Below are 20,887 nucleotides of genomic sequence, written 5' to 3'. Positions count from 1 at the left end.
ATTCGAGAGCGAGGAGAGACTCTTCTCGCTCTTTTCAATGAAGAAATGAACGGAGGAACCTATACATCATGTTTTCAAAAGATATCGGGATTGATTTAGGGACAGCAAACGTTGTCATTCACGTAAAAGGGAAAGGAATCGTCTTAGACGAGCCTTCAGTCGTTGCGATGAAACGCTCTACAGGGAAAGTGCTAGCAGTCGGTTCAGAAGCGTATGAGATGGTTGGTCGTACACCTGGTGATATCGTGGCGATCCGTCCTCTTCGTGATGGAGTCATCGCCGATTTCGCCACCACAGAAGAAATGCTCCGTCACTTCATCGAGAAAATTCAAGTCCGTGGCTTCTTCGGAGGTATTCGCATGTTGATTTGTACACCTGCGAACGTGACGCCAGTCGAAGCGAAAGCAATTCGTGAGGCCGCTGAAAAAGCAGGGGCGAAAGAAGTCTTCCTCGCCGTAGAACCTAAGGCGGCAGCTGTTGGTTCGGGCATGGACATCTGGAAGCCGGTCGGTCACATGATTATCGACATCGGTGGGGGTACGACAGATGTCGCTATCCTCTCGATGGGTGATATCGTCTGCGGTGAAACGATCAAGATTGCAGGGGACCGTTTCGACACGGACATTCTCCGTGCGATCAAAGAGAAGCATAAACTCATCATCGGGGAACGGACAGCCGAGCAAATCAAGAAAGAAATTGCGACGGTGTTCCCAGGTGGACGTAACGAGTCGATGGACATTCGCGGACGTGACATGGTACGTGGATTGCCACGTACAGTGACGATCACGTCGGAAGAACTCCGTGAAGCGATGGCGGAGTCAGCGAACGAGATTGTCGAAGCGACGAAACGTGTCCTTGAACAGACACCACCGGAGCTTGCCGCTGACATCATCGACCGTGGTATCATCATGACAGGTGGGGGATCACTCCTTCACGGTCTCGACCAACTCGTCGCCGAGCGTGTCATGCTCCCAGTCATGATGGCTGAAGAGCCGACGCTCAGTGTCGCGCACGGTACAGGAATCATGCTCGAAAACTTAGATCGATTGAAATAAACAAACAGGGGACCGCACGAGGTCGCCTGTTTTTGTGTAGGTTAGATTGAGACTCATGAGATTCGTCAGCATCTGCTCCCATTGTTCCCATACAATAGGGTAGGTACACCAGATGATACGGCCCGTTTCGTCGCTTTCTTGACGGGGAAAGACGGGGCATGGGTGAATGGCCAACATCTTCATGTGGATGGTGGATTCACAGGGCGCTAATGGGTGGGGTGGAATTGAATAACATCACAAAGGCATCTCGCTTTTTGGCGAGATGCCTTTTCTCAATGCCACGTATAGTCTTTATCGACAAACAATCGATTCTGTAGTTCAGTCTTAGGGATTGAAGGTTGTGCTGAATCAAGCCATTCGTAATAATCACACGCACAGGACTCACCGAGTTCGATGGAGTAACCATTATTAATCGTCTTCACTGTAATATCTAGTTCGTGCTCTGCTAACGTTTTTTTTAAGCGATAGATGGCGTTGTACACGTTGTGTAGGGCACGCTGTGGTTCATCGATGTCCGGATAAAGTGTTTCCGCGAGTACCCATTTATTGATAACCTGTTTGCGATGATAGACCAGGTAGGCGAATAACTCTTCGGTTTTTTGAGTGGGCCATTTCACAAGATTTCCGTCCTGCGTTCGAACCGAAAAACGATCAAGGAATTGAATACGACAAGATTGATGCGGATTTTTTTGTTGGATTGCCTCATAGCGCTGAACGATACGTGGGATGACGCTATGGATCATCTGTTCTGTAATCGGCTTCAACAAGTAATGCGTCGCATGCAGATTAAACGCTTCGACGGCATACTGTTGATGTGCGGTGGTGAAGACGACTTGCGTCCGTTCTGGCAAATAGGTCGCAAGCTCGAGACCGGTCATCTCAGGCATCTCAATATCTAAAAAGACGAGGTCGACCGGATGTTCTTGAATAAACGTGAGAGCTTGAGTCGGACTTTGGAACGAACCGACCCATTCAAGAGAAGGCTCTTCTTTCACAATTCGTTCCATCATCCCTAAAATATGATGTTCATCTTCAATTAAAATCGTACGCATTGATGTGATTCGTCCTTTCTTGTTTGGGTAATCGCAAGTGAACGGCAGTACCTTTATTTATAGTAGAGGTTAAATCAAATGTTGCACCAGAAAGATGTTCAATTCGGCGTTTTATATTACAGATACCGATACCTGATGATTCGTTCGACTGACCAGTGTCAAATCCGCTCCCTGTATCACGAACTCGGATATCAATCATCTCACCTTGTTCTTGGATGAAAAGCGTGATCCGCTTTTGCCCTGGATGCCGGTAAAGACCATGACGAACTGCATTTTCGACGAGTGGCTGAATCAGTAGCGACGGGATCGTATAGTCTAACAGCGTGTCGTCAATCTCTTTCACGACTTCGAACGAGTCGCGAAACCGAGTCTGTTCGATGGCGAGATAAGAGTCAATCATATCTACTTCTTGTCGAATGGAAATATCGTGATCCGTCCGACCATTTTCGAAAATAAAACGGACGTACGTGCTCAAATGACTAAGGAGACGAGCGGCATCAGGTGGTGATGTATAGCATAGCGCAATCACGTTCCCGAACGTATTGTAGAGGAAGTGTGGTTTGATTTGGGCGTTGAAGAATGACATCTCATGTTGTGAGGCCAAAGCTTCGACTTGTTGCTTTTTCTTTTTGTCCGTAGACAAGTGAATCGGTAATAGTAAAAACATCAATAAGAAGTAAACGATGGTAAACGTATTGGCATACAATTGTTGATTGGAAGACACGATAAACGTCGACATCATAATCCCGATATACCCGATAATTTGGGCAAGTGTGAATGTTAATAATTCGAGCTTATTCGTGTTTTTTTGTTTTTCAAGAAGCCATCCAATGTTCAATCCGACCCAAAAGAACGAGATGAACAATACAATGATCCATACAAAGTATTCAAATACACTGTAGATGGATTGAGGTAGGAGGACAGCTAAAACGGTCATTCCATAGAGCGGGTACCTCAAAATCGCTAAAAAACGATCGAACGGTACACGTTCTAAACATCTCGCAAATTCAATCAACATGTTTATGCTCAATAAGGTCAAACTTAACGTCAACTTATCACTTCCGGAGATCCACATGCCGTCCCGGGACATGAGGGAGAGGCTCACCAGCATAAAGAAGGCCGTTCCATAGCCGTACAACCGCTCGTTTCGATGGAACAAGTAAACGATGGCATAGAACGCGGCAATCAGCAGGGAAATGAGCAACATGAAAAATTCGTAGCCCGAGTAAGCATTTTGAGCCGTCATAATCTGGTGTAACGGGCCGACCAATATACTTTCTTCGATAGGCACTGAATTCCCTGCTTGTTGTGTCTGTTGAACCGTCAATCGAAATTCTTTCATTTCATCGTCAAGTAATAGAAGTGATGGTTGTTCACCTGAACGATTATTTCCGATACGTGTTGTGTCAACAGATGCTCCATCAATCAAAATCGTAGAGGAGGATAGTGATGAAGGAATGAGTAACGCATACGTTCCTTCTGGAAGTGAGAGGTCGATTTCATATGTGGATTCTTTGTATGGTGTCGTAAATGGGATGGTTCGATAGGAGCGTCGATCGACTTCCGAGACAATCCCGGATTCGTAACGCCACGATCCATCGAGGCGCAGAATCTCTTCGTCAACCGAAGAAGAAAGAAGCGAGGCTTCGCCTTGTTTTACGGTGACGGTTGGATTGATTGACTGATGTCGAATCAATAAAGTGAGGCTGACGCCAATCAACATCACAAGGATGAAGATAAACGTCATTCGATTACGAGTCATGCGCACATTCCCTTCATTTTTTGTGAGTTTCTTGTGAGGACACTACGTTATTCTTCCTAATAGGTGAATGGATTTTTTGCAGTGACTCTCCGTCTCATCATCGTACCCGAACTTTTTTTGTTTGAACAGAAAAAGTCATTCACCGTGCGAAATGAGACATTCCAGGAGTAAAGGAAGAAGGCATTCCATGAAACGTTGGATTGAACAACGCATTAGTCGACAAGTGATGACAATTTTTTATATATTGATTGCCTTAGTCACGCTCACATCGGTTGGGACCTATTTTTATACGCAACAATCGATTCAACAAACGACCGTTCAATTGGAGCGGATTAGTGAGCAACGTGCAAGGGCGACAGATTTATTTGAAACGTGGCAATCGATGCAGTATGAGTTACGCGGTCACGTCCTACTTGGGGAAAACGCCTTGTTAGAGGAAGTGCGTAAGGCTCAAGCGAACATCGATGAGCAAACGACCTGGTTCGAAACACAAGCAAGTAATGAAGAAGAAACGCAATTCGCGGAAGATGCGCGACTCCTCTTTTCCATCTATACGACACGTGTTATGCCCGCGCTCGAACAATACGTGATTGCGAAACAGGCGGGGGAAGTGGATGAATCTTTCTTGCAGATGCGTACGGTGGGGCAATTCATGCCGGAAAATGAGACGACTACCCAGACACGATTTAAACTCAACTCAAGCAACGCTGCGGACATGAGTGCAAGCATCGTCGATATGGAGTCGGTTTTTACCGATTATCGTCAAAATCTCGACTTTCAAGAAAGTGAATTACGCGATGCGCTCTCGAAACAGTTAGTACAAGCACAATGGATGTGGCTCTTAATCTTACTAGGGGCACTCTTCTTGTTGTTCGTTGGCCTACAACCATATATTTTACGACTGACCAATCAGTTGCAGACGCTCATGACGAACAGTGAGCGGCTCGCGACGAATCCGAGCGCGACCCTCATCCCCATCAAGCCGCTACAAAATGAGGTCGGACAGTTATCTAAGGCTTTTAACGAGATGGCGACCTCGCTTCGGAATCAACAAGATCAAGTCGACCTGGAGCGTGAGAAGACCGCGCGAATCTTGCACACGATGCGCGACTCAATCGTCTATACGGAACTCAAGACGAATGAACGATTTGGTAACAGCGCGCTCTTTGATTTATATGAACATCCGATTCCAACAACAGAACGTGGAAGTTTATATCCGATTGCGATGTACTATCCGATGTTCATGGATCAAATTGACGATAAAGAAGGATTGAACCGTTTCACGACGCGTGCGAAAGAAGAAGGAATGTTCGATGAGACGTTCACGTACACGATGCAAGACGGTCAGAAGACGATTCGGATGTATGCCGAACCGATCGACCTGCAGAATGAACGTGTCGGTGTCATCTTCGTCTCGCGAGATATTACCCAGGAAACAGAGGTCAATCGAGTGAAGACCGAACTTGTCGCAACCGTGTCTCATGAATTGCGTACACCGCTCACATCGATTCTCGGATTTTCAGAATTGCTCAAGAGTCGGGATTTAAAAGAGACGAAACGAGCCCGATATTTGGAGATGATTGCGAGTGAGACGAAACGTCTTGAGCGTCTCGTAAGCGATCTGTTAGACGTTCAAAAAATGGAGGCGGGTATGGGAACGCCTGAGTTTAAAGTCGAGAGTCTAAATGACTTACTATCCGACTTACTCGAGATTCACGCAGGATCGACGGAGAACCATCTCTTCCACTTCGACTGTGATGAAACGCTCTTTGTGGCAGGAGACCCGGCTCAGCTACGACAGGTGTTCTCGAACATCCTGAACAATGCCATCAAGTATTCCCCGGACGGTGGAAATGTGAGTGTCGATGTGACGTGTGAGGCAGACACGATTCAAATCGCCATCACAGATGAAGGTTTGGGACTCTCCGAGGAAGATGCAAGTCGGATCTTCGATAAATTTTATCGGTCACAATCCGAAGCAAGTCGTCGCATTGGCGGTACCGGATTAGGATTATCGATCTGTAGAGAAATCGTCCAATTGCACGGTGGCACGATTGACGTCCGTTCTCAACTCGGAGAAGGGACGACGATGATTGTCGAGTTACCGATGGTCGATCATGTAAGCGAAGAACGTTCATCCTAAATCATAGGATGAACTTTTTTTGAAAAAACGGTGAATGCATCGCTCGTTTGGTACGATATAAAGAGTGAATCATGTTACAGGACGAAAGGAAGACGACTATGCTACGCGGATTATATACAGCGGCAGGCGCGATGAATGCTCTTCAGCGCCAACAAGAAATTTTAAGCAATAACCTTGGCAATGTGAGAACACCGGGCTTCAAGGCGTCTGACGGCGTGGTCCGATCGTTTCCGGAGATGTTGCTCGCGCAGGTCAGCAATCCCGATAATGGGAAGTCGCGTGTGAACGGGGAAGTCGGCACTCTTTCAATGGGCGTCTATCTTCAAGAGACGATGCCACGTTTCTCAGCAGGGAGTATCACAGAATCAGGTAGTCCAACCGATATCTATTTGAAAGCAGGTGCTGACTTCACAGGTGCACCGATGTTTGCGGTCGAACAGGCAGGCGAGACATTGTATTCAACGAATGGCCGCTTCTCGATTGATGAGGCGTTATTCCTTCGCTCAGCAGACGGCGGATACGTCCTTTCCGATGAAGGGGAGCGCATCCAGCTCCCATCGAGCGAGTTTCAAGTAGGAAAAGATGGGACCATCACGTCGCTCGGTCAAAATGTGGCGACACTCGGTGCCTATCAAATCGATGACTTGACGACACTCGAACAAGTCGGGAACGATTGGCGCGTGACGGGCGATGCGCCTGCACCAGCACAAGTAGAGGTGTTACAGGGCTTCATCGAGGAAGCGAACGTTAACCTTGACCAGACGATGGCCGATCTCATGATGACGTATCGCCAATTTGAAGCAAACCAAAAAGTCGTCCAAGCGTATGATAAAAGTGCCGAGCGAGCCATCGAAATCGCTCGCGTTCGTTAAGGAGGAACACCATGCAGTCCATTTATAATTCGGTCAACTCCCTGTCTCAGCTTCAGCGTCAACTGGATGTGACAGGTCATAACATCGCGAACGTCGATACGGTCGGCTTTAAACGGCAGCAAGGACACTTCGCGTCACTCTTATCGCAAGCGTACGATAACCAACCACGTCCAGAATTCGAAGTCGGTCGGGATACGCCGAATGGCATTCGCATCGGAGTCGGCGGCCAAGTCGCTGATATCACCCAACAATTCAATATTGGGCAGGTACGCATGACAGACCGAGGTCTTGATGTCTTTTTAAAGGCGAGCCGTCAATTTTTCGTCGTGGACACGCCGAACGGTGTCGGTGTGACACGTAGCGGAAACATGCAGCTGTCTGTCGGCGATGAGACGACACTCGTCGATGTGAACGGAAACCCGCTTCTCGGAGATGACGGCAATGCAATCACGATGCCAAACGAGGCGACGAATCATCGTATTCGTCAAGACGGTGTAGTATTGGCGAGCGTGAACGGTGTCGAGCAGGAATTTGGACGCCTTGATATCGTGGAAGTCCGAAATACGTCTGAACTGCGTCCGCTCGGTGATAACGTATTCGCAGCCGACCTCGAGACCGAAGTCGATCGTCCGTTAGGGAATTTGTTGATGGAAGGGACACTCGAGTCGTCAAACGTGGATTTGACGAAAGAGATGACCGACATGACCATCACACAACGTGCCTACCAAATGAACTCGCGCGCCCTTTCGATGAGTGATCAAATGATGGGACTTGTCACGGCATTACGTCCGTAAAGTATGACCGCTTCTCCGTGAGAGAGGCGGTTTTTATATAAGTTATGGAGAGGGAGGTCAACGAGATGCGAATCGTGGTCGCCATGGATTCATTCAAAGGTTCATTGTCGAGTATGGAGGCGAATCAAGCTGTCCGTCGTGCTTTGCCGGGACATGACGTCATCACCATCCCGATTTCAGATGGAGGAGAAGGGTTTCTTGATGCGTGGCTTGCAACGCACGAGGATGCGGTCATCGTGGAAGAGGTCGTTACGTGCTTAGATGGGACGAAGCGTCCCACTCGTTTTGGTTTTGAACCATTAACAAAACATGCGGTGATAGAAGTGGCGGAAACTACAGGGTTAACGCTTCTCGCTCACGTCGATCCATGGCGCTATAGTTCAGTTGGTGTCGGGCAGCAAATTGTTCATGCGCTAGACTGGGGAGCGACGGTCATCACGATCGGACTGGGAGGAAGCGGGACGATTGATGGTGGGAAAGGGATGCTTGGGGCGTTAGGTGTTCGTTTTCTAGATTCGAGCGGTGCAAGTGTATCCTCGATGCCGCATCAACTTGCAGACGTCGCTTCCATCGATTGGTCAGGACTCGACCCGAGAGTAAGGGACGTTGAGTGGCGAATGGCTTCTGATGTACGTAATCCGTTGACGGGAAAACGAGGTGCTGCGCACGTGTTCGGTCCCCAAAAAGGTTTGGCAGCGGACGATGTGGTTCGCTACAATCAGTTACTCGACGACTATGCGAGTCACTTCGATCAGGATATGAAGTCACTCGACGGAGCCGGTGCGGCAGGCGGTATTGGATTCGCGCTCCTGCAGCTTGGGGCGACCTATATGAGTGGCATCGAAGAAGTCGTCCGTTGGTCAAGGTTCGAAGACCATGTGAAAGGGGCAGATTGGCTCATCACGGGAGAAGGAAAGTTTGATGCACAAAGCTTAGAGGGGAAAGCGCCTTACGGGTTGGCGCGTCTCGCCCACACATACGGGGTCCCGACACTCGTATTCGCTGGGCAATCTGACTTGACCGCTCATGTGGAATCGGGGATTGTCGCCATCTTTCCAATCGTGTCACGCATCATGACGCTAGAAGAAGCGATATGGGAAGCCGCCCCGTTACTGACGAATGCGGTTCAACGGGTTCGCCATGTCCTCGAAAAAACGCTTTGACGATTCGTCAAAGCGTTTTTGGCTTGTCATGGACGTTCTTTTAATAAGTCACGAATCTCAGTCAACAACTGCTCTTCTTTCGTAGGAGTCGGGGCAGCCGCCTCTTCGACTTCTTTCTCACGTTGTAGACGATTGATGACCTTGACGATTAGGAAGAGGGCAAAAGCAATCAAGATAAATGATACAATCTGTTGGATGAAGTTCCCGTATAAGACGTCCACTCCGAGCACGCTCGCTTTTAAGTTAGAAAAATCAATTCCTCCGATAATGATTCCGAGAAGCGGCATAAAGATATCATTGACGAGCGAGTTGACGATGGCCGTGAACGCCGCACCGAGTACGACAGCGATAGCGAGATCGATGACATTCCCGCGCATCGCGAATTTTTTAAACTCTTTTAACATAAACAAACCTCCTGACATGGAATAGCATAAGCGTAGCATATTTATGATGAAAGGAAAAAATCGTTCAGCTTCTGTCAGGGAAGGATGCTTGTTCGACATTTGTGCATAGGGTACACTAAAAAGGTAGCAATTTACGCATTTTAATACCAGGTACTAATATGATATAATCATTTTAGCTGAAAGGATGGTTGGACGTGGCGAACGATGAACAAACGAGTTCGGAAGAACAAAAAGGTTCACCAGAACAAGAGACGAAGCAGAAGCAGCGATCACGATTGTCGAATCATCGTCGATTCCCGATCTTACTGCGTGTACTCGTCGTTTTAGTGTTGGCAATCGCGATGCTCGCCCTTGGAGCGATCATTGGATATAGCGTCATTGGCGGAGGCGACTGGAGAGATGTGTTTGACATCGAGACGTGGCGCCATATCACCGATTTTTGGCTAACCTCTTAAAGGCGGTGGATGGATGTATACAATTGAGCAAATTAAAGAAGTAATCCCACACAGATACCCGTTTCTGTTAGTTGATCGAATTATCGAAGTCGAAGAAAAGAAGCGTGCTGTCGGATTAAAAAATGTCACGGCGAACGAAGAGTTCTTTAACGGGCATTTCCCAGACTATAACGTCATGCCAGGCGTCTTGATTGTCGAGGCACTCGCACAAGTCGGTGCTTTCGCAATGTTGAAAGACGAATCGAATCGAGGCAAGCTTGCCTTTTTCGCAGGGATTGATAACTGTCGTTTCAAACGTCAAGTCGTCCCAGGTGATCAGCTTCGCCTTGAAGTAGAAATCATGAAAATTCGTGGTCCAATCGGTAAAGGACGTGCCGTGGCCACAGTCGATGGAGAAGTTGCTTGTGAAGCAGAACTCACTTTCGCCTTGAAGTAAGGAGAAATGGGATGCGTGCTTTAGTAATTGTGTTACTAGTTGGCTTAATGACGATTGTGGGCTGTCAGCAACTACAGACGGAAGAGTCGAACGAAGAGAACATTGTCTATGAACAGAACGTGGATGAGGCGATGATTGAGAAGCGGGCGGGACAATCCGATGCGATTGCCGTTTCGCTCGAACGGACGAACAATACAACGATGCTCTTCACGATTCGCATGCTAGAAAATCGCCGCCTAGACCCGACGACGGTCATGAGTTATGAGGTCGATGGAGAACGGATTGCCATCCCGTTCGGCGAACTGATTGCAGAGCGGGAAGAAGACATTCGAACGTATGAATATCAGACAGACGTCGACCCCGATCTTTTCGTATCGGATACACTTCCGCTCTTCCATCTCGTAGAGGACGGCGAGACGGAAGTCACGATTCCACTCGAAGTCATCGATTCGACAAACCTTGAATAAAAACAGACGATTTTGTCGAAAATCGTCTGTTTTTTTATGGAGATTGATGCATTCTGTCCGATACAAAGAGTAAGGACAGAATGGAGGAAATCGAGATGAAACAGAAAACACAGTCGTTACAAACACGCATCTTAGCAGCGATGTTAGTCTTCGTCACCTTGCTCATCGTCTTGTTCGGGGTCGTGCAATATTTTAGTACGAAGCATTCCGTACTCAGCACGTTGCATGCGACGATGATTGAAGATGGAGAACGGATTAGCGAGACATTAGATGCGGATGCATATGCGTCTTTTTTGGCAAATCCGAAAAAAAATGAGCAATATGAACAGTTACGAGAATATCTCGATACATATCGCCAACAAATCGGGGCCATGTATGTGTATACGATTGCCACCGAGGGAGAAGAAGTTCAAATCATCGTTGATGGTTTGAGTCAAGCGGATGCAGCAGACATCGGGACACCTACTACCGCGATGACATACGAAGGAGCGATGGATGCGTTCAATGGCGATACGGTCACAACGAACGTCATTGACGATCCGGAGTACGGGAAGTATGTGACAGTGCTCGTTCCGATCAAACGTGGTAGCGAGGTCATCGGGGTCCTCGGAATCGATAAGGCAGCCACAGAAGTCGCAGCGATCACAGGAGATGTGTTAACCGAGAGTTTGCCACCAATCCTCATTGGTCTTCTCGTCTTACTTGTCGTCGCAGCCATGATCATCTGGCGGTACCTCGGCTGGAAGCTACGCCCTCTCCAAGCGCTAGAACGCGTCGCGACATCGATTGCCGAAGGTGACTTGGCGACGGCAACGAAAGAAGTCGAAACCATTCAGTTGAAATCGAATGATGAGATCAAGCGTCTGACAGTCTCGATGGACAAGATGACCCATATGTTGAAAGACTTAATCTCTGGGATCCAATCGTCGGCACAGACGGTCCGAGACGAGAGTGGGAACGTCTCGAGCATCTCGGAAGAAGTGAATGATGCGTCTCGTCAAATCGCTTATACGATGGAAGAGATTGCGAGCGGTGTCGAAAATCAAAGTGTGTTGACGATGCGCTTGTATGGACATATGAACGAATTCTCGACGCTCGTCGAACAGACGACGTCAGACGGAGACCAAGTGAGCGAGCAGGCAGAAGTCGTCAGTCGGGTGACGATGGATGGGCTTCGCTACATGGAGAGTGCCGTCAGTCAGATGACGCATATTCATGAACAGGTGAAGTCGTCACAAGGACAAGTCCGTGATTTCGAGCAACAGGCGGACGAGGTGACAGAGCTCGTCACGATGATTCGCCAAATCTCGCAACAGACGAACCTGCTCGCATTGAATGCGGCAATCGAGGCGGCACGTGCGGGTGAACACGGGAAAGGGTTTGCGGTCGTCGCTTCGGAGATTCGGAAGCTATCTGACAGTGTAGCCGAGTCTGTCAGTGAAATCTCGGAAATTGTCGGAAGCGTCAAACAAAATTCGATTGCCCTCGGCCAGACGTTCACAGAAAGTATGACGGCGGCAGAGGAAGGGAAGGAAACGCTCGAGTCGACGAAGCGCGCCTTCACGGAAATCGAACGAAGTGTCCGCCATATGCAACAACTGACCGGCTCGATGCGTAGCCAGCTCGATCGGGTGAAGACGAACCAGGACCACATCCAGCGCGGCTTGTCAGAGATTGCCTCCATCTCAGAAGAGAGCACGGCCGGGAACGAGGAAGTGGCCGCTTCGACGCAGCAGATGTCAGCGACGAGTGAGACGATGAATCGTCTCGTCAAAGATTTGTCGACGACGGCGGAATCGATGCAACAGATGAGTCGCCAGTTCAAGTTGTAAGCAGTCTCACTTCAGACAGACCTCTCCTGTGTCCGCTATAATGGGCGCAAGGGAGGTTTTTTCATGCAACAATGCTCTAGTGAACTGACACAATTTCGCGGAAGTCATTACGACTTCGGTCGATTTCAAGGACAATATATAAAACGCAGTCAACTGCTCGAAAACCGGACGGACCAATGGAAGCTACGTGTGCCCCGATTTGAGATTGACGCGACGGAGGCGAAGGCTGCTTTTGATGCAGTTACTCCGAAGATTTGGGAAGAGTTGATTGGGCTTCAAGACGAGCTCAAACTGTCTCTCAATGATACACTGCTCCATTTCGGACATTTCCGTGTTAATAATCCGATCAGCGGGTGTTCGATTCTGACAGGAGACAACTTCCTCGTGCGAAACTATGACTATCATCCGATGACGTACGATGGACGCTACAACGTGTTTCAACCCGACGACGGGTACGCTGTCATCGGACCGGTCTCTCGTGTCACGGGCCGCATGGACGGGATGAATGAAAAGGGTCTCGCGATGGGGTACAACTTCATTAACCGTCGTCGACCGGGAGACGGATTTGTCTGCCAGATGATTGGGCGCATCATTCTCGAGACGTGCGCGACCGTGGAGGAAGCAGTCGACTTATTAAAAGAGATTCCGCATCGCGGTTCCTTCACGTACGTCGTCCATGACAAGTCGTCGAAGACACGCGTGATTGAGGCGACACCGCGGGATATCCAGGTGCGGGAATCGAATATATGTACGAATCATTTCGAGTTACTGCAACACGAGAATCGCTACCATCTGGACGATTCCACGCGTCGCATGATGGAAATCAAAGTAGTACAACATTTGATTCAAGACGCGGAGAGTGCGTTCCGTCTCATGAACGACACCGACAAGGGCGTCTTCTCGGAACTGTACAAAAGCTGGGCGGGGACGATTCATACAGCGGCCTATTTCCCTGAAACGCTCGAGACATGGTTTGCGCTCGGCGGGGACCGTGACCCGGTCATCTTCGACTTCCAAAAATGGCTCGACGGGGAAGACTTTGACTTGCATGCGCTTGACGGTGAACTGGCGACCGATATCGAGTTTGCGAATACGGTCCAACTTTGGCGCTGACGTTTGTCAGTGCTTTTTTTGTAGAAACGGGAATACACATAACAGGAGGGATGAAAGATGAAACGATTTGGTATCATACTCATTATGCTGACACTTGTGACGCTACTCGGTGGATGTGTGCCCGGCGACGGGACGTACACGACGGACCCGGCAGGCTTTTTCTGGGGGATCTGGCACGGGTGGATTGCACCAATCTCACTCATTTTAGGGTTATTCAATGACACGTATCGGGTGTATGAAGTGAACAATACCGGTTGGTTTTACGATTTAGGATTTTACATTGCCGTCATCAGTGGATTTGGTGGATTGACGTTGACGCGGAAGAGTCGGGGATAAGTGAGAGTAGATACAACACGTATCAGTTCGGAAGGAGTCACTCTAAAAATAGAGGGCTCTTTTTATTGACCTTGTTTAAAAAAACATAGACTAGAATATTGGAAATCATGCTATATTTTTTATTGTTTAATCAAATTTTACCAAAAGGAGACAATATGATGTTTGCAACAATGAAAAAAAGCATATCGCTACTCATTGTATGTATGCTTATCGGATCGATGTTCCCGATTCATGAGACGAAAGCAGCTACCGTGAGTACGACGACTTCTAATCCAAAAACAGTAGAGGGGACGACGGATCGACCGAATCAACCTGTCACGATTGTGGCGAATGAAAAGGTTATCAAACTCGTCAGTGATGCTAACTCTACATACACACATACATTTGAAGAACCACTTGTGGGGAAAGTCGCAGTCTATCAACGAGAGACGAATGGCTTTGATCAATTGATTCGTGTCATTGAGCGAGAAGTGGTCACACCATCGAATCCTGTGGCTCCGATTGATGCAACATTACTTGGCCTCATTAACAATGAATTTGTATTTGTCACACATCCAACCCATACGATTCATGCGACATATGAAGGGCGTGTAAAAGAAGCAAAAGGTGAGTTACGCATTCCTAAAAATACGTCAGAAACGGTAAGCGTATACGTCAGTAGCCCAGAGAAGGCGTCAACCCCGATTAAAACATATCAAGCATCTCAAAGTCCGGCAGAATTGACGTTAGATGCCCCGCCACATGAAACATTACGTGTTTCAGGAACAACTCTTCCTTATGCGGAAGTGCACGTGAAAATTGGATACTTTGAAGTGCGGACCGGACGCGCTGATGCGAAAGGAAAATTTGATTTTCCGTTTACGGGATGGGAGTCACGTGCTTATGAGAAACAAACGTACACGGTCCAACTTTCTCATTTTGTAGATAAATCAATCGTGAACGGAAAGACGTTTGAGATGCCCGCGTTTCAACCGACGACGGAAAATCCGCTTCTTATCATCAAAGAATCATTTACACAGCTAACAGGCATCACAGTCCCGGGAGCGACGATTGAACTCGATGACGCGTATTGCACGACTAGCTATGAGAACGGTTATTTTGACTGTGGTTATGAGTTGAATGATCAGTCGATTCGCACACTCACCATTAAGAAAGACAAAGAGACGCTTTTCACGAAAGAAGTGAAGGTGAAGCGAGATATTCGGACGATTTCTTTTGAAAAGACATCGTTTGATTTAGAGGAAGCGAAGTTGATTGCGAAAGCGACACCGAATCAAACGTTCGTGCTCACGTATCAAGACCCACGGGCAGGTTATGCACAAGTCCGTTTCCGAGAAACGAGTGACGTGGACGGGAATATTGTGTTCGATTTGCCGAAACTGTATGGTGTCTCATTCATGGTCAACTATGTCGATGAATACAACTACTCAAATAATCCATTATTGGAAGTACGGGCGGAAGATAACCGCATCATCCCAAAACCGAACATCAAGCTTGAGTCGAATCGTCTCGTGTTGAGTCTACCGGCCTTCCATTATCCGGGACAGACGATTTCATTTGAAACGAAAATCGAGAAGGCGAATGGACAATCTCTTGTCGAAAAGACACCACTCACCAACCCGATTGTCCCACTTGAAGTGAATGATCGTTTCATGACACGGACAGTATTGTCGGATGGTCGTGTTTCGGAGTGGGTGGAAGGAACGTTCGATGCAATTCAACAACCAATCATCGAAAAGTTGACGAACCATTCCAAAGTATTAAAAGGGACAACTGAACCTGGAGCGATCTTACAATTTTCCAAAGGAATTACGAAAGACATCATCGCCGATGGCACAGGACGATTTGAGTTTCCAGTCAACGTAGAGAAGACAAATTCGTTCGAACTTCTCGTCAAAGTAACTGGAAAAGCCGACCAACGTTTCTCGTATACGATTGAAGACAGTATGGTTCCGATCCTTCAAGTGTATGAGGTTCTCTCAGACACGAGTAAACAGATTGATGTGCATGCGAATGAGTATGTGAAGGACTTTACGGTTGCTTATTATAAGGGTACAACGTTACTTCGTGAAGGGGTTGTAAAACCAAATCTAATGTCACCTGTCCATAGTTCAGGGTACACGAAGTTTGCCCAACTCCCTGTATCCAATTTATTGACGGACGGCGTCACGCATCTGGTCATCAAAGCGAAAGACCGCGCCGGCAACTGGTCAGAGGGAAATAAAGTGACCGTAAAGGATATCACACGACCAAAATTGGCGCAGCAAAAGCATGTGTTGCCGGGCGAACATATGATTTATGGGAAGACCGAGCCAGGTGCAAAGGTCACGTTCACGTACCGAAGTGATAAAGAAAAAGTCGTCTCCGTTTCGAAGACGGGTGATTTCGTCATTAAGACGACCGATCCGATCTATTTCACGAAAAATGGGGTCTCCTACGGTCACGTAAAAATCACGTCAATGGATGCGGCAGGCAATCGTACGTTTGCATACGTTGCACCGGTTGGTGAAAAGATTCAAGACATTCGCCTCGATGGTGGACAATACATCTGGTTTTATTCACCACTCGACCATATGGATCAACGTCAGTATACATTCACGGTGAATGGAAAAACATATAATCCAAATGAGATGGGAAGCGTCGTGACATGGGCGAACGATATTACGCTCCCTGCCACGGTGACGGTCAAACTGATTAACCCAGATAAGACAGTGAAGTATGAACTGACGAAAACGGTGACAAAACCGTATGAAGGAAAAAATGTATCGAACGTCAAATTTCAAAACGCATCCCGACACATCACCGGGAAAGGTGAAGCGCATGCGCTAGTTGAAGTGTGGAGCGGTGCATCAAAACTCGGTCAAACGGTCGTGGATGGCACGGGGACGTTAAAACTATCGATGATTCGTGCTTATAAAGAAGGGGAGACATTACAATTTTTCACGTATCATAAACTCGGTCAAAAAACGTCTGTTTCCCTCAAAGCGAAAGACAATACGGCACCGGCGAAGCCGACGGTGAATGAAGTATCGGCCGTGACGACGAAAATCACGGGAAAAACAGATAAAGGGGCGACCGTACTGATTGCCTATAATGGTCGCACCTATACGACGAAAGCGAACAACTCAGGTGTATACACCTATACCATCAAAAAATGGACACCGGGCAAAGTGGTCTCTGTCCGTGCCAAAGATGCGTTTGGGAATGTCTCTTCTGCTTCGACACAAACGATTAAGTATGTGATGAAGCCGCTTGTGGTCAAACCGCTGCGAACAACACATACTTCTGTGACGGGAACTGGACATCCTGGGGCCACAATCCAAGTATATAACGGCTCTTCTAAAGTGGGGAAAGCCGTAAAGGTAGACACGAAGGGTAACTTTAAAGTGTATGTGAACAAACAACGAGCAGGTAGTACGTTGAAAGTGGAGATGACGCGCGCCGGTTATGCGACAAAACGGGTTAACGTCGTCGTCACAAAATAATGAAGGATCTCCCGACCGTGACGTTCGGGAGATTTTTATGTAATTTTTTTACATAAATATCATCAGAATTCGTTATAATAAGATATGAATGAGGTTGGGGGGATAATATGCACTCATATGAGTTCCAAATGTATCGAAACTTTGATGAGCTCGCGATTGACTTGATCGAGTTAGCGAAAGAAATTATGCCGGATAAATTGGTCTATCTCACATCAATTGAAGATGACACCCAGCATATCCTCAAACTGTCGTCACAAGATTCTCCCATCATGCTTGAAGAAGGAATGTCTTTTGATTTGAAGGATACGGTGTGCAATCGAATTGATTTTAATCAGCGAGAAGTCTTGATGTATGAAGACATCGAAGAACAAATCGAGTCGACACGACTTCAATCGTTACTAAGGGAAGTGAACATTAAATCGTATTTAGGAATCCCGATTTTGACAAAGAACGGTGATATCTTCGGTACGCTTTGTGTCGCGAATCATAAAAGTGCCCAATATGATACGAAAAGTGTTCGCTTGCTGAAACGCGTAGTGCGTATGTTCAGTTATTACTTAGAGCTCGAACGTCGTGCCTCACGGGACGAACTGACGGACCTTTATAATCGGCATTACTTGTATAACTACTTTGAGACGAATCCAAATAAAGGGGGCGCACTTTTCCTCATCGATTTAGATGGATTCAAATTGGTGAATGACACGTTTGGTCATGACGAAGGGGACCTCGTCTTAAAAGAAGTCGCGTGTCGTCTGAAACGCTTGATGGAGCCGATCCATGATTCGAAGGTGTATCGCTTAGGTGGTGATGAATTTCTGGTGAAAGTCGCACATGCGTTACCCGAAGAAGTAGTCATCGAGTATGCCGAACGGATGTTAACTGTCTTGAAAGAGTGGGACGCCCATCTTCCATTGTCAGCAAGTATCGGTATCGTTCCGTATGGTCCTGACGAGGATACGGACCTTAGTCGATTGTTGAAAGAAGCGGATGTCGCACTGTATCAATCAAAGGCGAGCGGGAAGAACACGTATCAAATTTGTAGATGAACGCTAATAGGCTAAGCCAGTGGATGACCATCGGCTTAGCCTATTATTTTATGTTCAGTCATGCCGAACAGATTGTCGTGAAAGAATCGAATGAAAAACGGGTACTGATTAAGAATGCGGTTTGCGTCCCATCACTGCGACCGTACGATAGTCGCGCGAGTCGGGACCTCGTCGTACCAACATGTCCTGAAATCCGAATTTCGTCGCCTCGGGGATGAACTCTTTCTGAATCCTGTCAGCAATCCCGTCCCACTGCACATCGCCTTTCCCATCGCAGTACGTGATGACAAATGTGCCATTCGGTTTCAAGACGCGTTCGATTTCAGACAGGACGGTCGTGACATCTTCCCAAAAATATAGCGTGTGGATGCTGAACACGTGATTGACGGATGCGTCGATCATCGCCAAATGATGAAAATCGCCTTCAATCAAGCGAGCTTGTCCCCTTTGGATGGACGCAGCGTTACGTTTCTCGGCAGAAGTGATGAGCGTCTTCGAGCGATCGAGGCCAATCACGTTCACATCTTCCCACTTTTGAAGAATCGTCGCCATCGCATCACCGGCCCCACACCCAAGTTCGAGTACGATAGCGTTTGGATACATCTGTAACTGTTCAATCGTCCACTCGACTTCGATGCGGTGTTGGCGCACCATCTTTTCCCCGATATATTTTCCAACGGGACCGCGTGGATTTTCGTACTGACTGTCCACCCAGTTTTTAAACACTTGTGGGAGCATACTGTCACCTCACTTCGAAAGTAGCTCGATTGTAGCATATTGATGAGACAAAGGAGTCAACAACATGCGTTCATTTTGGATACTCGGCAACCAACTCTCACATGAACTCGAGATGTTGAAGCAAATACAGGAAGATGACGTCATCGTCATGATCGAGGCGACGTCTCGCGCGAAGTGGCGTCCGTACCATAAGCAAAAACTCGTCCTCATCTTCTCGGCGATGCGCCACTTTGCGGAAGAACTGCGCGACAAAGGGTACACCGTCGATTACCATGAAGCGGATTCGTTTCAGGAGGCATGGGACAATCATCTAAAACAGTACGAGCCGGACGAGATTCATGTCACCGCCGTCACGGACGAACCGATGGCTAAAAAGCTCAAGCAATTCGGCAAGAAACATACATTGGTCGAACATACGGATGTCCCGCTCTTCTACTTATCGAAAGAAGAAGCGACCGATACGCTCGGGGACGAACCGTGGCGGATGGATCGGTTTTATCGTCACATGCGGAAACGGTTCGATATCTTGCTCGAAGACGGGAAGCCGCGTGGCGGGAAGTGGTCATTTGACGCGGAAAATCGAAAGCCGCCGAAAGAAGGACTGTCCTTTCCGTCCGCCATCCATTTTCGACCGGACGCCATCACGAAAGACGTCATCGAAAAGGTCGAATCGACATTTTCTGATCACCCGGGAAAGGTGACCCCGTTTCACTGGCCGGTCACACACACCGAGGCGAGACGGGCGTTGAATCGATTCGTAAACGAGCGGCTCGAGACGTTCGGTCCGTATCAAGATGCGATGATGACGGATGAACCAGAGATGTCACACAGCCTGTTGTCGGCTGCCATCAACATCGGTCTGTTGACGCCACATGAAGTCGTCGAGGCGGCTTGTCAGGCAGACGCCCCTTTGTCATCGGTCGAAGGATTCGTTCGCCAAATCCTCGGGTGGCGGGAATATATGCGCGCCGTCTACCTCGCCGTCATGCCGGGCTATGAAGAGGTGAACACGTTTAAGCATGAACGCGACTTACCGTCCTTCTTTTGGGACGCGAAGACGGACTTGAACTGTCTGCATCAAAGTCTGAAGCCGGTCGTGGCCCATGCCCACAATCATCACATCCAGCGGCTGATGGTGCTTGGAAACTACGCGACGTTGTTTGAAATCTCACCGAAGCAAACGAGCGACTGGTTCAATGAGATGTATATCGATGCCTATGATTGGGTCGTCTTACCGAACGTGCTCGGGATGGCACTCCATGCGGACGGCGGGAAGCTCGCCACGAAGCCATATGTCGCATCCGGAAAATATATTGACCGGATGAGTGACTACTGTGGAGACTGTCCGTATAACCCGAAACATACGACCGAGGAGGATGCTTGTCCGTTCAACGCCCTTTACTGGCGTTTCATCGATCGGCACGAGGAAAGATTCTCGAAAAATCAGCGGATGAAGATGATGGTCCGCAATTGGCAAGGGCGAGATGATGATGTAAAAGCAGATATTTTAGCGAAAGCTGAACAGACATTGGCCGATTCCCCGTGAATCGGTTTTTTTACGTTTCCTTCATGAAACTTAGCGATTCCTTTATGGTAGCTTTACAATCGTCCGCTACGATAAGAGCTGTGAGACCCCCTCACTTCCAAGTGAATACTTACCGGTAGAACCTTTGAGAGACCAACAGAAGCCCGTACGTCCATGACGTGTCGTTTCTGTTGGTCCTTTTTTTCATG

The 20,887-nt window shown here is 47.9% G+C and carries 19 protein-coding genes; 15 read left to right on the top strand and 4 right to left on the bottom strand.

Features of this window, described 5'->3' with window-relative positions:
- Positions 1 to 68: 68 nt before the first annotated feature.
- Positions 69 to 1,055, top strand: coding sequence for a rod shape-determining protein (gene mreB / locus KNO92_RS01065; RefSeq protein ID WP_074035900.1), 987 nt, complete (start codon positions 69 to 71; stop codon positions 1,053 to 1,055).
- A gap of 45 nt (positions 1,056 to 1,100) precedes the next feature.
- A complete protein-coding gene (locus KNO92_RS01060; protein WP_214759985.1) occupies positions 1,101 to 1,265 on the top strand; it encodes an SDR family oxidoreductase in 165 nt (54 codons plus the stop codon).
- 62 nt (positions 1,266 to 1,327) lie between these two features.
- Here KNO92_RS01060 and KNO92_RS01055 read toward each other — a convergent pair whose 3' ends face one another.
- Positions 1,328 to 2,107, bottom strand: coding sequence for a response regulator (locus KNO92_RS01055; RefSeq protein ID WP_214759775.1), 780 nt, complete (start codon positions 2,105 to 2,107; stop codon positions 1,328 to 1,330).
- Positions 2,088 to 3,869: a sensor histidine kinase gene (locus tag KNO92_RS01050; protein ID WP_214759774.1), complete on the bottom strand. Its 1,782-nt coding sequence runs from the start codon at positions 3,867 to 3,869 to the stop codon at positions 2,088 to 2,090. The genes KNO92_RS01055 and KNO92_RS01050 overlap by 20 nt, the downstream gene beginning before the upstream one ends.
- A 187-nt stretch (positions 3,870 to 4,056) precedes the next feature.
- On the opposite strand from KNO92_RS01050, the gene KNO92_RS01045 reads away from it, so the two are divergent.
- The 4 genes from KNO92_RS01045 to KNO92_RS01030 all read left to right on the top strand — a co-directional run bounded on the left by KNO92_RS01045 (position 4,057) and on the right by KNO92_RS01030 (position 8,841).
- The gene (locus KNO92_RS01045) at positions 4,057 to 6,012 is read left to right on the top strand and encodes a HAMP domain-containing sensor histidine kinase (protein ID WP_214759773.1); all 1,956 of its coding nucleotides are present in this window, start codon (positions 4,057 to 4,059) and stop codon (positions 6,010 to 6,012) included.
- 98 nt (positions 6,013 to 6,110) lie between these two features.
- The gene (locus KNO92_RS01040; RefSeq protein ID WP_214694496.1) at positions 6,111 to 6,884 is read left to right on the top strand and encodes a flagellar hook-basal body protein; all 774 of its coding nucleotides are present in this window, start codon (positions 6,111 to 6,113) and stop codon (positions 6,882 to 6,884) included.
- A gap of 11 nt (positions 6,885 to 6,895) precedes the next feature.
- Positions 6,896 to 7,678: a flagellar hook-basal body protein gene (locus tag KNO92_RS01035; RefSeq protein ID WP_214694494.1), complete on the top strand. Its 783-nt coding sequence runs from the start codon at positions 6,896 to 6,898 to the stop codon at positions 7,676 to 7,678.
- Positions 7,679 to 7,743: 65 nt separating this feature from the next.
- Entirely contained in the window at positions 7,744 to 8,841 is a 1,098-nt protein-coding gene (locus KNO92_RS01030; protein ID WP_214694492.1) for a glycerate kinase family protein, read from the top strand.
- A 26-nt stretch (positions 8,842 to 8,867) separates the two neighbouring features.
- Here KNO92_RS01030 and mscL read toward each other — a convergent pair whose 3' ends face one another.
- A complete protein-coding gene (gene mscL, locus KNO92_RS01025; RefSeq protein WP_214759772.1) occupies positions 8,868 to 9,245 on the bottom strand; it encodes a large conductance mechanosensitive channel protein MscL in 378 nt (125 codons plus the stop codon).
- Between the two features lie 194 nt (positions 9,246 to 9,439).
- Between mscL and KNO92_RS14885 the strand changes: the two genes are divergently transcribed.
- The 8 genes from KNO92_RS14885 (at position 9,440) to KNO92_RS00985 (ending at position 18,415) form a co-directional block, all read left to right on the top strand.
- Positions 9,440 to 9,700: a DNA-directed RNA polymerase subunit beta gene (locus tag KNO92_RS14885; RefSeq protein ID WP_214694488.1), complete on the top strand. Its 261-nt coding sequence runs from the start codon at positions 9,440 to 9,442 to the stop codon at positions 9,698 to 9,700.
- A gap of 13 nt (positions 9,701 to 9,713) precedes the next feature.
- Positions 9,714 to 10,136, top strand: coding sequence for a 3-hydroxyacyl-ACP dehydratase FabZ (gene fabZ, locus KNO92_RS01015; RefSeq protein ID WP_214694486.1), 423 nt, complete (start codon positions 9,714 to 9,716; stop codon positions 10,134 to 10,136).
- A gap of 11 nt (positions 10,137 to 10,147) precedes the next feature.
- Positions 10,148 to 10,603 (top strand): hypothetical protein, encoded by a 456-nt coding sequence (locus KNO92_RS01010; RefSeq protein ID WP_214694484.1) that lies wholly within the window; start codon positions 10,148 to 10,150, stop codon positions 10,601 to 10,603.
- A 95-nt stretch (positions 10,604 to 10,698) separates the two neighbouring features.
- On the top strand, positions 10,699 to 12,435 hold the full coding sequence (locus KNO92_RS01005) for a methyl-accepting chemotaxis protein (RefSeq protein ID WP_214694479.1): 1,737 nt from the start codon (positions 10,699 to 10,701) through the stop codon (positions 12,433 to 12,435).
- 63 nt (positions 12,436 to 12,498) lie between these two features.
- On the top strand, positions 12,499 to 13,548 hold the full coding sequence (locus KNO92_RS01000; RefSeq protein WP_214759770.1) for a C45 family autoproteolytic acyltransferase/hydrolase: 1,050 nt from the start codon (positions 12,499 to 12,501) through the stop codon (positions 13,546 to 13,548).
- A 57-nt stretch (positions 13,549 to 13,605) separates the two neighbouring features.
- On the top strand, positions 13,606 to 13,884 hold the full coding sequence (locus KNO92_RS00995) for a hypothetical protein (RefSeq protein ID WP_012727334.1): 279 nt from the start codon (positions 13,606 to 13,608) through the stop codon (positions 13,882 to 13,884).
- A 158-nt stretch (positions 13,885 to 14,042) separates the two neighbouring features.
- Positions 14,043 to 17,369 (top strand): Ig-like domain-containing protein, encoded by a 3,327-nt coding sequence (locus KNO92_RS00990; protein WP_214759769.1) that lies wholly within the window; start codon positions 14,043 to 14,045, stop codon positions 17,367 to 17,369.
- 107 nt (positions 17,370 to 17,476) lie between these two features.
- Complete coding sequence (locus KNO92_RS00985) at positions 17,477 to 18,415, top strand: sensor domain-containing diguanylate cyclase (protein ID WP_214759768.1); 939 nt, start codon at positions 17,477 to 17,479, stop codon at positions 18,413 to 18,415.
- A gap of 108 nt (positions 18,416 to 18,523) precedes the next feature.
- Here KNO92_RS00985 and KNO92_RS00980 read toward each other — a convergent pair whose 3' ends face one another.
- Complete coding sequence (locus KNO92_RS00980) at positions 18,524 to 19,153, bottom strand: class I SAM-dependent methyltransferase (RefSeq protein WP_214759767.1); 630 nt, start codon at positions 19,151 to 19,153, stop codon at positions 18,524 to 18,526.
- 64 nt (positions 19,154 to 19,217) lie between these two features.
- Between KNO92_RS00980 and KNO92_RS00975 the strand changes: the two genes are divergently transcribed.
- The gene (locus tag KNO92_RS00975; RefSeq protein ID WP_214759765.1) at positions 19,218 to 20,699 is read left to right on the top strand and encodes a cryptochrome/photolyase family protein; all 1,482 of its coding nucleotides are present in this window, start codon (positions 19,218 to 19,220) and stop codon (positions 20,697 to 20,699) included.
- Positions 20,700 to 20,887 lie beyond the last annotated feature (188 nt).

Origin of the sequence: Exiguobacterium sp. s129 (assembly GCF_018617585.1) — a bacterium.
GTDB lineage: Bacteria > Bacillota > Bacilli > Exiguobacteriales > Exiguobacteriaceae > Exiguobacterium > Exiguobacterium aestuarii_A.
Note: the sequence above shows the minus strand (reverse complement) of the source record. Positions and strands in the feature narration are given on the sequence as shown.